The organism is Methanobrevibacter sp., assembly GCF_045577275.1.
Lineage (GTDB): Archaea > Methanobacteriota > Methanobacteria > Methanobacteriales > Methanobacteriaceae > Methanobrevibacter.
Genome location: NZ_JAZNIB010000149.1, coordinates 1 through 14,902 on the forward strand (window position 1 = coordinate 1; position 14,902 = coordinate 14,902).

General features: G+C 36.3%; 6 protein-coding genes. 1 reads left to right on the forward strand and 5 read right to left on the reverse strand.

Translation table 11 applies throughout. From position 1 onward, the window contains the following. From ACKI67_RS04485 to ACKI67_RS04505, 5 genes are all read right to left on the reverse strand, one after another. Nucleotides 1–2,603: Ig-like domain repeat protein (locus ACKI67_RS04485; protein ID WP_407462202.1), on the reverse strand; the 2,603-nt coding region annotated here is incomplete at its 3' end. Between the two features lie 638 nt (nt 2,604–3,241). Next, on the reverse strand, nt 3,242–7,489 hold the full coding sequence (locus ACKI67_RS04490; RefSeq protein ID WP_407462203.1) for an Ig-like domain repeat protein: 4,248 nt from the start codon (nt 7,487–7,489) through the stop codon (nt 3,242–3,244). A gap of 647 nt (nt 7,490–8,136) precedes the next feature. Further along, nucleotides 8,137–9,786 carry a Mur ligase family protein gene (locus ACKI67_RS04495; RefSeq protein ID WP_407462204.1) on the reverse strand — a complete coding sequence of 550 codons (1,650 nt, stop codon included), beginning with the start codon at nt 9,784–9,786 and terminating at the stop codon, nt 8,137–8,139. 121 nt (nt 9,787–9,907) lie between these two features. After that, on the reverse strand, nt 9,908–11,404 hold the full coding sequence (locus tag ACKI67_RS04500) for a Mur ligase family protein (RefSeq protein ID WP_407462205.1): 1,497 nt from the start codon (nt 11,402–11,404) through the stop codon (nt 9,908–9,910). 329 nt (nt 11,405–11,733) lie between these two features. Continuing rightward, complete coding sequence (locus ACKI67_RS04505) at nt 11,734–12,969, reverse strand: aconitase X (protein ID WP_407462206.1); 1,236 nt, start codon at nt 12,967–12,969, stop codon at nt 11,734–11,736. A gap of 365 nt (nt 12,970–13,334) precedes the next feature. Between ACKI67_RS04505 and ACKI67_RS04510 the strand changes: the two genes are divergently transcribed. Continuing rightward, nucleotides 13,335–14,902 (forward strand): MATE family efflux transporter (locus ACKI67_RS04510; protein WP_407462207.1); only part of this gene is annotated, 1,568 nt, incomplete at its 3' end.

Below are 14,902 nucleotides of genomic sequence, written 5' to 3' on the forward strand. Positions count from 1 at the left end.
GTTACTGTAAATGTGCCGTCATTGTAGCTTACAGCAATAGTGGATTGCGCTTTGGTTACAGTATAGGTTGCAGCACTTGGAATGTTTACAGGATTATAATTGTCTCCTAAGTCTGCAGTTACTGAAATGTCATAGACTCCTACTGGGAATGCATCTGTTACATCTACAATACCCTCTCCATCTTCATCGACTACAGCAGTGTATGTTTTTCCGTTTATGGTTATAGTGTAAGTTCCAGGAACGGAAGCGCTAATGCTTACAAATGTAGTACGTGGATAAACAACATCTGAGTTTTCTACAGTTACAATTATATCCATTGGCACTACTTCAAATTCAAACTCTGCAGTTGCTCCTTCGTAATTGTCATCTCCAGAGTAGGTAGCAGTTACTTTGTAAGTTCCAACATCAAGGATAGGAGTTACAAATCCTTCTTTAACACCTGCACTACCAGCATCGGTACCGTTGATTTTGTATGTAATGGTACCTGTAGCATCACTATTGATGCTTGGAGTGATTGTGTTTGTTGTGTTATAAGTGATTTGAGCTTCACCGGAAATGGAGAAGTCAGGTTGTGCGTGGAGCACTTTGTATACTGCACTACCGCTTGCAGCAGTGTAGTTTTGACTTTCTGGAATGTTCCAGCTGATTGCGTAAGTTCCTGCAACCAAGTCTTCAGTTACATCAAAGCTTCCTACACCATCAACAATGGTTACTTCATAATTAGTGTCTTTTACTTTGATTGTGTATTTTCCGTCCACATTTGCATTAACAGTCACAGTACCTTTGTTAGGATAGTTTACGGTAACATCAGCAACACTTATCTCCAAACTAGCTTGCGCTACAGTAATTGTCAAAGTGTTGGAAGTGGACTCACCATATTTGCTATCCCCACCATATTTAGCCACAACAGTATGAGTACCAGCACCTAAACCAGACAAGACAAAGTTCTGACCAACATCCAATTCAGTACCAGTAGTGGAACCATCAACATAATAGATAATGTTACCAGTAGGACCAGTAGGATCGAATGCATGAGTAATGGTCACATCTTGACCATAAGTTGGGTTAGGAGTCTCAGTGGAAATGGTCAAAGTGTTCAAGTACTTTTTCACTTCAAACTCAGTAGTGTTGAAAGTGGTCTTATAAACAGGATCATCAACACGAGATACAATAGCACTGTACTGACCAACATCAAAGTTCTCAAATTGATAAGTGCCTACACCATCAGTAACAGTGACAGGATAAACATGACTACCTATAGTAATGTTGTAAGGACCATCAACATCAGAATAAACAAATGCTTTAGGCTGAGCAGGCAAAGTCACATCATCCACAACAATTCTTAATTCAGTGATGTTTTTCTTATTTTCACCAGCAAATACTTTCAATACAAGAAGTTGGTTGTCAACAGTAACATTGATGTAAGCATCTTCACTGGTAGTGAAGTTAATTGTGAATGATTCAGGAACATAAGCCTCTGTAATGTCGATTAAAGCCACATCAGTTACAATGCTTGCGTAACGTGGTTCTAATGGAACGGTAGGGGTGCTGTTACTGTCTAATCTCATACTTACTTCAATGGTAATTGGGCTGGTCAAGATCTCTTCAGCAACGTAGTAGTCTACACCAGTGAAGTATGCACCGCTTTGTGCCATATACATTGTGTACATAGGACCGTGGTTTTCTCCCCACCAGTTTTCATTATAATCCATCTTAGCGCTTGTTACTCCACTTGCTAAATATCCGTTGTTACCGGTTGTAGCAGTGTTGTTGATAAATGCGGATCCTTTAATGGACATGAAAGTTGGGTTTTGTGGTTGGTAGAAAACACCACCACGTGAAGCGGAGTTATTGTAGAATTCACAATGGGTAGCGACTAATGTACCACTACCTACATAGAATACACCACCGTCACCAGCATAGTTTCCTATGAAGGAACAGTTCTCAATGGTAGTTGCAGCGTTTCCTAAGGAATAAATAGCTCCACCACGGTTTTGTTCACATGGATGGTCACTTCCAGCAGCGTTACAGTTAATGAAGTTTATGTTCTTTAATGTTACGGAAGCACCATTGTAAATATCGAAAGCTCTCATTTGATTGCTACCGTCAATGGTAAATCCTGCACCATCTATGGTGAGGTCCTTATTGATCATTAAACCATAGTATTCATAAGAACTGAAGATACCTCCACTGCCTGTTCTTACATATTGAGCATCAGTTGCGGTATTATAAACATAATTTCTATCTAAAGTGATAGTGCTTCCAGCACTAGCACCATTAATTAATCCATACAAATCAGCCCAGGAACCGTCAGGCTCAGCTCCTAAGGCATCAGCTTTTACATTATTTTTAGGGCTTACAGCCTCATCAGCGACTACATCATCCGTATCCTCTGACGAATCTTGCAAGTCAACAACGTCTGTATCATCTACAGACTCAATAATTTCATTAGTTGCCGGTGCATCGTCCACAGCAACTTCTTCAACAGCTGCCACATCGGCATCGTCAACAGCAACATCATCTGCTGCAGCGACTGCGCCGAGAGCAATTATTGAAATAAGAAGGAGTGAAATCAATACACCTATCTTTTTCGTATTCTTCAAAAGTATTCCTCCAAAAAAGTATAATCAAAATCAATATAATTTTCAAATAAAATGGAGTATTCAAGCTAAAAAAAAAATAAAAAGTATTTATGTGAATAAATACTTGATATGGTTAAACTATTCAAAATTCCATAAAATTAATATGACCTTATGAAATTTTGACTCCTAACTAATTAACTTAAATAATCCACTTTATCTTAAAAATTACAGATTTTAAGTTATACCCCTTCACCATATTAGTTTGTTCAATATATGGAAGTCATATATTGAATAATATAGTTACAATTATTTTTAACATTAGTAATATATAAAAGTTATTGATTTTTTCTAAAAAGATTCAATAATTACTACATTTAATTATTAAACTATTCAATTTAGATTTAAAAAAACAAACAAATTGAAATATTATTTTTAAATAATTAAAAAGTGTTCAAAAATTTATAATAAAAGTAAGTGCTTGCTTACAAACTTAGAAAAATATTGAAAACTTTTAAAAAAAAATAGCAATATTCTAGACAAAATATTAAAAAAAAGTTTTAAATAGTTCAAAAATTTTGAAAAATAAAAAAGGTTGAAAATCAATAGTTAAAAACTATCAATTTTCATAATCTACTAATTTTGTTTTGTTTTTTCCCGTCTTAAGTAAGTTTCAAAGTAACTTTCTTAATGGTTTCCGCATATGTGTTTGTATCAGGTGCTTTGACTTCCACTGTGTAAGATCCAGCTTTGGTTAAGCTTACGTTGACTTTAGCTACACCATTTGCATCGGTCTTAGCAGAGTAGGTTTTACCGTTTACGGTAAATTTGATGGTTTTACCAACAATTGCTTTACCTGCTTTGGTCTTATAGGTAGCGCTTAAAGTCTTGGTAGCTGCACTTGCCTTATAAGTTGCACCGGAAGCGGTTAAATTAGCTTTTTGTCTGTTTACAATGATCTTAGCTACTTCAAATGCACCTTCGTAGTTTTCATCACCTAAGAAGCTTATTGCAAAGGTGTATGTTCCAGCATTTTGAAGGTTGATTTGCAATCTAGCTTGACCGTTTGCATCAGTGGTTCTGTTATATACGTTTGCATTGAATCCGATGGATACAGGTTTTCCAACTAATGGTCTACCTTGTGCATCGTATAAGTTCCAGTAGAAGTATTGACCGATTCTTCCATCTTCAGTTACGTTGATAGCGGTTGTGGTCATGTTTCTGCAAACAATCTTAGTTCCCATCTTAGCAACATTGAAGGTGGTGGTTACAACAGCAGTGTCGTGAACACCATCGCTTTCAAAGGTAGCGATAGCGTTTTTGCCTCCAGCGGTTAATCCGGAGAATACAGTTGAACCTTCACCATTGGTAACGGTTACTTCTTGGACTTTATCACCGATTTGAACTTTTACAACACCTGATAATTTTTCAACATTTCCAGATTTTGGATCAGTTGAAACTAAGGTTACAACAGCTTCTGCATCTTCTGTGTAGGTAATGTCTGCTACAACGACAGTCATGGTAACAGGGATTAATTTAGTACCTACATAAATGGTTTCCTCTTCAGGACCTGCTGCAGGGTGTTCGTCATCACCAGCGAAGTATACGGTAACTACGTGGTCTCCTTCTTCTTCAATAGGAATGTCCACTTTACCGTCCACTACAGGAAGGTCTCCTAAGTCATTACCATCAACAGTAACTTGTGCTACACCATTGATGTTGTTCATGTCTACATCGATTAAGGTAGCGGATGCACCACCTTCAGCAGGGCTGATGACAATGATGACTTCATTCCATTCGTTTACAAGAAGCTCTCCTTCACCAGTAGCCTCTTCGTATTCATCGTTACCTACGAATTTAGCGGTTATTGGGTAAGTTTTTGCAGGCAAGTTGTTTACGGTTAATGTACCTTCTCCATCTTTAACATCTACTGCATAATCGGTTTCGTCAATGGTTACAACAACTGTACCGTTAAGTTTTTCTCCGCTTTCACTGTCAACTAAAGTGATTTCAATTACACCAGGGAAGGTTTCCTTGGTAGGTTCAGCGCTTACAGTTACTTTGGCAGTGTCTAATTTAGGAAGATCGAAACTGGTTTGAGCGTAAGCTCCTAAGTAATTGTCATTTCCGTCGAAGATTACGAATGCGCTGTGTTTACCAGCACCAGGATATGGGATATCGAATGTGTCAACACCATCTACAGTTGCATCTTCGCCATACTCTTCAGTATCAATCAAGATGTGATAGGATTCGGATAATTTTTCATCTACACCATCGAGGGTTACTGTGAACTCATCAGCTTCAGCATCATAAGTGATGGTCATGACAGCTTGTGCTTTGGTTACAGTGTAGATTGCAGCATCTTCAACTAAAACTTCTTTGTAGTTGTCATGAGCAGGAGCGGTTACAGTAACAGGATATTTGCCTACAGCAAATACATCAGTTACAGGAACGGTTACAGTTTCATCTTCTTCAGTGATTACTGCAGTGTAGGTCTTGTCACCGATTTTAATGGTGTAAGTACCAGGAGCAGATGCAGTTAAGCTAACAGATCCAGTGTTTGGATAAGCAACATCTGTAGTTTCTACAGTAACGATTACATCAATTGGCAATACATCAAATTCTAATGTAGCAGTTGCTGGACCATAATTGGTGTCACCAGGGAAGTTACCAATTAAAGTGTAATGACCAGCATCAAGGTCTTTAAGAGTTAAGACACCATTTACATTGATTGTACCAGCATCCTCATCATTGAGAGTGAATGTAAGGTAACCGGAAGCATCTGAATTGAGGATAGTTGTGATATCAATTTCATCACCATAGCTGTATTCTTCATCACCAGCAAGCAAGAAGGTAGGGGTGGTTTTGTCCACTTTGTATACAGCACTGCCGGTTGCTGCAGTGTAGTTTTCACTTTCTTCAATATCCCATTCAATGTCATATGTTCCTACGTCTAATTCTTCGGTTACATCAAATGTTCCTACACCGTCAACAACGATTACTTCATAATCTTTGTCATTCACTGTGATGGTGTATTTGCCATCTACATTTGCTTTTACTTCTACAGTACCTTTGTCAGGATAGTTTACGGTTACATCTGCAACACTGATTTCTAAAGCAGCTTGTGCGATAGTAAAGGTAAGAGGTTCAGACTCGGATGGACCGTATTTTCCATCTCCACCATATTTAGCTACAACATTGTGTTCACCAGCAGCTAATCCGGATAAAACGAGGTCATCGTCTACATCCAATTCAATTCCAGAGGTAGCTCCATCAACAAAGTAAGTGACGGTACCAGTAGGTCCTTCAGGAGTGAAGGTAGGAGTGATAGTTACATCGTCACCGAATGTGTATGCTTCTTTATCAGCTTCAATGGTCAATTCGTTTAAGTATTTTTTAACTTCAAATTCAGCAGTTCTGAAAATGGTTTTGTAAACAGGGTCATCTACACGGGATGCAATGATAGTGTATTTACCTACATCTACGAATACGCCTTCTTGAGCGAAGTCGAATACGCCTACTCCGTCAACAACGTTTACTTCAAATACTTGGTCACCTAAGGTGAGGTTGAAGATACCGTCAACATCGGAAGTAAGGGTCACTACAGGTTGAGCAGGTAAGGTAACATCAGCAGTTGTAACATCTAAAGTGATGTTTTTCTTGTTTTCACCAGCGAATACTTTCAATACAAGAAGCTGGTTGTCAATAGTTACATTGATGTAAGCATCTTCACTGGTAGTGAAGTTAATGGTAAATGCTTCAGGAACCCAACCCTCTACAATGTCAATTAAAGCAACATCAGTAACAATAGATGCATGACGTGGTTCCAAAGGAAGGGTAGGGGTAGCATTACTGTCTAATCTCATTTTAACTTCAATGGTAATAGGACTGGTCAAAATCTCTTCAGCAACATAATAGTCCACACCAGTGAAATATGCACCGCTTTGTTGCATGTACATTGTGTATTGAGGACCGTGGTTTTCTCCCCACCAATTTTCATTATAATCCATCTTAGCATTAGTAACACCGCTAGCTATGAATCCGTTGTTACCATTGGTAGCAGTGTTGTTGATGAACGCAGATCCTTTAATGGATACTAAATTAGGATTTTGAGGTTGATAGAAAACACCACCACGAGTAGCAGTGTTGTTGTAGAACTCACAGTGGGTAGCTCTTAATGTACCACTACCAACGTATAACACACCACCGTCAGCAGCATGACAATTTACAAATGAACAGTTGTCGATAGTGGTTACAGCATTTCCTAAAGAATATATAGCTCCACCACGATTTTGTTCACATGAGTGGTCACTACCATCAGCATTACAGTTAATGAAGTTTATGTTCTTCAAAGTGACAGAAGCACCATTGTAAATATCGAAAGCTCTCATTTGATTGCTACCGTCAATGGTAAAGCCTGCACCATCAATGATAAGGTTCTTGGTAATCATTAAACCATAATATTCGTAAGGACTAAAAATAGTTCCACTGCCAGTTCTCACATATTGAGCATCAGTAGCAGTATTATAAACATAATTTCTATCTAATGTGATAGTGCTTCCAGCACTAGCACCATTAATCAAGGTATACAAATCAGCCCAGGAACCGTCAGGTTCAGCACCTAAGGCATCAGCTTTAATGTTATTTTTAGGACTTACATCATCAGCAACTACTTCATCCGTAGCATCGGATTGGTCTTGTAAATCCTCACTATCTGAATCAGAGACAATCTCTTCAGATCCAGTATCAATTTCATTAGTTGCCGGTGCATCATTCACTTCAACAACTTCTTCAACAGCAACGTCAGCATCATCCACAGCTACATCTTCAGCTGCACTGACTGCGCCAAGAGCAATTATTGAAATAAGAAGGAGTGAAATCAATACACCTATCTTTTTAGTATTCTTCAAAAGTATTCCTCCACAATAGCATACTTCATATCGAATTGATTTTTGATTTAGATAAAATGGAGCATTTAAGTTAAAAAAGAAAATAAAAAGTATTTATAAAAATAAATACTTAATATAGTTAAATAATTAAAGTTCCATAATGCTAAGATTATGGAAAACCGATTATTTAATCAATAACTTAAATAATCCACCCTATCTAAAAAATCATACGATTGAAGTACACCCCATCTATATTAGTTCGTAAATAATCTAATATATTTTTTATATAAATATAGATAAGAAAACTTATATTATTACTCATATATAAAGTTTATTAATTTTTTTCTTAAAGCATTCAGAAAAACATTCAACTCTGTATCAAACTGTCAATAAATTTTAATAAAATAATATAGAAAGTGAACATTTATCATGATAAAACTGAACAGTTTACACCATAATTACAATTTAAGCAAGTACTTGCTTACATTTGATAGAAGATAGTGAAAATTGTTAAGAATATTTGAAAATATTTAGACAAAATTAAAAAAATAGTGGGACAAAAAATCGGGAAAATAAATGAAAATGCAATATTTAAAAAAAGAAGAAAAATAAGAAAATAAAAGAAAAATAGAAAAAATAAGAGAATGAAAAAAATAAATTTTATTAAATTAGCTTAAACCATTGCAATAATCCAAAATAGCTGATTCAAACTTGAATCCTGCTTCACCAAGAACTATGATAATGTTTGAATCTGTTTTCAAGGCAGCCTTTACACCTTCAACCACTTGCTCGGCACTTGCACCTAAAGTGAATTTGGAAGCCTGTTCTGGATCAACTTCAGTGAATACAAAAGTGTTTTCCAAAGTTTCATAGTCGAAATCTGATTTTCCTTCCTTAGCAGATGCTAATAGCTCATCTACAACAAGTCTGGAGTCGTGAGAAGCAGGAACAATGTATTTCACATTATCCAATGCCTTTTCCAAGATTTCAATGTCACCTTCATGTCCTGACTCGGAAGTGATTGTGATTACAACAGTGGTGTCTCCATAAATCTTTGTGACTTCCTTTAGAATAGTCTCTACACCAGCAGGATTGTGGGCATAATCCACCATGATTGTTTTTCCATCCACCTCAGCAACGATGTCCATTCTTCCAGCAGTTCCTTCAAAGGTGGAAAGCCCCTTTTGAATCTCTTCATCGCTAAGATTCAGGAATCTTCTGGCAGCAATGATTGCTCCAACTGCATTGTAGACATTGTGCAAACCATCGAGAGTGATTGTGAAATCTGTTTGTCCTTCTGGAGATTCCAAAGTGAATGTCCTATCCTTAAGAGAGATGTTTTTTGCCAAATACATTGGCTTTTCATACTTGATTCCACATTCGCATTCAAAGGTTCCGCAACCTGAAATGAACTCATTTATTTCAATGTCTCTGCCACACCAACATGGCTTTGTACCAATTCTACATGGCTCATCTTCAATTCCAAAGCTGATTGCATCGCCCTTGAAGCCAATTTCCTTGAAAAGACCTACAACTGTTGGGTCATCGCTATTGTAGATTAAGGTACCATTGTTCTCTTCAATGCCCTTTACAAGTTCTCCCTTAACCTTAGCATACTCCAAAAAGCTTCTTGTTATGAAATCTGTCTCATCATTTTCATGAGGATCCTGAAGGTGGTCAACAGTGATGTTAGTCAATATTCCAAAATTGGCATGGGTCAAGTCAATGATGGACTTCAATCCGCCAGGAGTGCCGTCAGTACCTGTTTCCAAAATGGCTAAGTCTCCATTCAATCTTGTTTGAAGTGATGGAATGAATTCATTGTTGCCCTGCATGCCTTTCAAGTTATGTTCACATGGCTTGATTCCAGCAGAATAAGCGATATGCTTTAAAAGAGTGGTTGTTGTAGTTTTTCCATTGGTTCCACCAATGCACATGACATTTTTATCAGGACTGAATAGCTTAAAAATGTCTCCAAGTTCAATGAGATCAATGCCTTTTTCATTAGCTAATTCCAAAACCTTAGCAGTCTTAGGCATACTTGGAGGAGGCACTATGAAATCTATCTTTTCAAAGAATTCATCAGGGTGTCCACCAAAGAATATTTCAATGTCATATCCTTCAAATGAGGAGTAAAATCTGCAGTCTTCTTTTGATGAGATGTCTGTTCCGACAACATCAAATCCTCTGTCCATAAGGATTCTTGCAACCAAGTTTCCAACAACCCCACAGACACCAATAACACCAAAGGTTTTATTTTCCAAGTCTAATGAAGCCAATTCTTCATCAGACATAGAAGAGAGCTCTAAACTATTCAATTTAACACCTTCATGATAAGATAGATTATAAAAAAAGAAAAATAAAATAAGATAATTTGATAATAGTTAAAATTAAAATAGAAATGATTTTTCAAATAAAATCATTCCATTAATTAAAAGCTTAGTCGTACTTTTTACAACCTTCTTCCAAACCGCTTACTATTTTTTCCATGATTCCTTCTGGATCCTGCATCAATTGAGGTCCTAAGTGAAGGATTGTATCTCCAGGTTTGGAATATTTGATTGCAAGTTCTGCACCTTCTTCCATAGTTCCTGCAATTACCTTAACTGCCTTTGAATCAACTGCAGCATCAAGCAATTCCTGAGCAGGTGCAAGGTCCACCCTTTGATAAACCTCATTGAATCCGGTAGCAACCATTACATCGGCATACTTACCCATGAGCTTACCGGTTTCCTTCTTGTCTCTGTAGGTGGAAGTGTCGAAGTTATCCAACAATAGGACCAAACTTCTATCACCTAAGAAGTCAAGTGCAGCGGTAATACCTTCTATAAGGTATGAAGCATCAATGTAGACTTCCCTTCCATTATAATCTCCAATGTATTCCATGTGTACGGAAAGTCCTTTAAAGTTAGCGAGTCCTTGTTTGATGATTTCTACTGGCAATCCGTATGCCATTGCAATAGCTGTAGCAGCAACTGCATTTTCATAGTAGTAGCTCATCATATGGAACTCAGATTGGAAACTGCCTTTTTTAAGTTCATTTGATTTGTTTCTGAATTTATAGGCAATGTCAATAGCGCCTTTAGCGCTGTCACCAATAAAATTACATACTTGACCTTCACCGATAGCAATTTCTTCAAAGTTTGCCACCTTATCGAAGTATTCGGATTTTTTGGATGGATCATATCCAGGTAAATCCTTAACCATAGCGTAAAAGATTGCATCAGGTCTTGCCTCTTTTACAGTATCCTTACAGTGAATGCTTGTAATGAAGTTTTCGCTGTTTTTGGCAATGAACATTTTTCTTTGGGTGTATCTTTCCATTGAACCGCCAAACTCAGACAAGTGCTCTTCATAGATGTTTAAGAGTGCACCAACCTTAAGCTTGAGTTCACCCATCAATCCTGCAGTACCGTGAGGAAGTTCCAATACAGCAATGGTGGATTTCTTTGGAATTCCTTTGATGATTCCATCCACAATTACTTCACTTACAAGGTTTTGGGTCATGGATGAACAGATCCAAACTTGATGACCTGCAGTTCTGAAGATTTCGGTTACCATATGGGTGGTACTGGTCTTACCTACACTTCCTGTGATACCGATGATGTCGATGTCAATGAAACTGTCTGCCAATCTACCGAAGTCCTCATTTGTGAAAACATCCAAATTAGCTTCTTTTATGATTCTGTAAGCTGGAGCATTTTCAGGTACAGTTGGAGATAGGTAAACTGTATCGATTCCATCAAGACTTGGTTCGAATACACCTAAGTCAAGTTCCACTCCTTCTTTTTCCATAAGTCTTAAAGTCTTTTGAACATCCATATGGAAGTCTTCTATCTTCTTTGGATCGGTTATCTTTACCGTGTGGCCAGCATAGTTTAATAATCTTGCAACAGGACGACCTGCATTTCCTGCTCCTACAACAATAACATTCATTAGTTTAACACTCCTTGAAGGGTTTATGTAATTTTATTTGAATTAAAAAATTTTAATAATTCTAATTATTGAATTTGAATTTTTTTCAATTTATAAATCAAGAAAATGATTCATAGATTTATATGATATTATTTATTATTCTTATATAACTTAAACTTTATTAAAAAATTGCGCAATTAGGATAAGATTATTAAAAAATAGTTATGAATAAAATTAAAATATAAAAAAATAATTAATAAAAAAAATAAGAAAGAAAAGTGAGAAAAAATAGATTTATTCGAAATCTAATAGGTTTTCTCTAATAAGAAAGGAGTTGAGAAAAAATAGATTTATTCGAAATCTAATAGGTTTTCTATATCATTATAAATGACTTTCAAACCGCACATTGAAGGTACATAATTTGCTGCCTTAGCAGAATTGACTCCAATGACTTCATATCCCATCTGTTCGATTGGAGCAACTACCATACATGTATCACAGCAGATTTTACCTCCTGCACTTTCAATAGCTTCCAAGTATCCTAAACGTTTAGCAGCTTCCTTGATATTGATTGAGGTACAGACCCAAAGCTCATTTTTAATCTTTTTGCCTTTGACAATCTCAGCCACCTCTTTGACTTCTTCCAATGAAGCATGAGGACAGCCTAAACAGACCAAATCAGCATATCCATCAGCAGTTGAAAGCTTTTCTCTGGTATCAATTATGTCATCTTTAGTGATTGTGATCTTGTCATCCACATTGCCAACATCAGCAGACTTGTACTCTGGAGTGATGTCTTCCACATGGTATAACGCCACTGCACCGCTTGAAGCCAATGCTGCACCAAGAGCCTTTAAATTACCGTTTTCAACTTGATAGGACTTGTTCTGCATTCTAAAGTAAGGTACACCATCCTTGACAACCTGTCCAACAGCATATCCTAAAGCACCGAAATCTGCCCTTTCAAGTTCACATTCCACATCCACCAAGAGGTTTGCAGTTCTGTTTTCATCTAAATGGAAACCATATAAAGGAGTTTTTCCTACAATAGCTGCAGCCAATGCACCAGGACCTCCTTCACGATTGGTCCTTGCACCGATTACTGAATTTACATATGCAACTGCAGATGATTCAGACCATGAAACATGATCCCCTAATCTTGGAACGTTTCCAATCAAATATGGAGTGCATGTACAGGTAGTGCTTATTCCAAGTGCCCCATATGCATTGCAGATATCAACTTGCTTTTTAGCGAATTCTGGTGGAAAACCGAAATCCTCCCAATTGTCAAGGTCAGTTCCAGCAGGATTCAATGTAGCGGATATTGTTGCAATTCCACTTTTGTCGCTTATAGTTCCATTTTCATTATAGATAATCTCAGCAGTGCTTGCAAGGTCTTCAAGATATTCAAGACCTGCTTGGCCTATGGTCTTATAGGACACTCCTGAAACCTGTGCAGACTTGATGTCTACAAATTTCTCTGCACCGTAAATGTCTCCAAGTGCAATCAGAATATCCATACTTTTTCTAATGGTTTCTCCATATTCACCATTAGCCATCTTTTCTTCTTCTTTGGTTAAAAACATGATAATCACTGAATTTGAACTTTTTTTAAGATTTCTAATTTTTAAAATAATCCTTAGAATAACTTCTCTATTAATTAACTTTATTCATTTGAATATTTATATTTAGATATTAAAACATCATCTAATTGATAATTTAATCAATTAAACCAATGACTAAATCAGCATCTGATGTTGAATAGAATTTAATGAAGACAATAAAATTAATGAACAGAATAGTATAAAAAAGATTTTAACCTTAATAATCCCACAACCTCATTATAAATATTTATTTCATTTAAGACAATGCAAATTTTTTTAAAATTAATGCTTTAAATAAATCGGTTAAGAAGAAAAGAATATTAACGTGGTTAAATATATATCTACATATGAATAAAGAAATTGATTTGGTTTCAGTGCCTAAAAAATCCTTTTGGAAATTGAGTATTCCGATAATCGCATTTTGTCTTTTTGATGCAATCTACGGCATAGTGGATATGCTATGGGTATCCAGAATAAGTGTAGAGGCATTTTATGCAATAGGTGTTTCAATACCAATAACCAGCCTTATCTTTTCATTCGGTGATTCCATAGGACAGGGAACCAATTCAATGATGTCTCGTTTTTTAGGTACTGGAGACTATGAAAGCGCATACAATACATTGATTCATGGGATGATAATCTCCAATCTCATATGGGTCTTGCTAGTTCTCTGCCTATTGTTTGCACAAGGAATATTGTACAGACTGGATTCAGGGGATTCATATGTCCTTATCTTTGATTATTTAGTCCCAATGGTTGTTTTTGCATACATATTCATGTTGAATAATCTATTTTCTGAAACTTTCCAGGCAGAGGGAAATTCACATACTCCAACCATTCTGATAATAGCTTCAAACATCCTTAATATTATTTTGGACCCAATTTTTATTTTTGATTTGAATTTAGGGATTAAAGGTGCAGCATATGCCAGTGTTCTCTCTTCCATGATAACATTCACAATTCTATTTTATATGTACACACATGGAAGAACTAAAATACCTTTAAGCTTAAAGTATTTCAAATTCCGCTCATACATACTTGTTGAAATCTTTAAAGTGGCTCTGCCTAATTTCTTGGATGATGCAATATGGAGCTTCACAATGTCATTTATAAATGTCATATTGATTGGAACAATGGGGGCCATTGGACCGATACTCTATTCCGTATCAAATAAAATCAGAACCTTGTTGAATGCTCCTGTTAAAGGTTATGGTAGAGGATTGATGAGCGTTACAGGGCATTTGTTTGGTGCAGAACGATTTGATAAGCTAGAAGAAATGTATAACTATGTGCTGAAAATTGCTGTATCAACAGCATTTGTCATAATCATAGCGTTCTTTTTCATACGAAACTATGCATTTAGCCTATTCTCCATCACAGATATGGATAATGCAATATTTTGGATATCTGCTGCAGGAATCGTTATAAACACTATAGTACCAATTTCCACAATTTCATCAAAGATGCTTGACGGATTCGGTAAAAGTCTCTATTCCCTAACATTTACCATAATTAAAGTGGCAATTGAAATTGTTTGTATTTACATAATAACTCAATACATAACTGATGGATCCTCTGTCTTGATTGGAATAGTGATTTCTGAGATATGTTCCTCAATAATTTATTATAAATTCCTCAGATACTTGTTCAACCACTTCGATGAAGAATATGAACTCAAATACACAGTTAGAGCATTTACCATAAAAAGGAAAGAAAAGATTGAAAAACTAAAAGAAAGAAGAGAAGAATGGAAAGAGGAAAAAAGAGAGGAAATAGAAGAATTAAGAGAAAGAAGAGAAGAAAAGATAGAAGAGTTTAAAGAAAAAAGAGAGGAAAAGATAGAAGAGTTTAAAGAAAAAAGAGAGGAAAAGATAGAAGAGTTTAAAGAAAAAAGAGAGGAAAAAAGAGAAGAGAA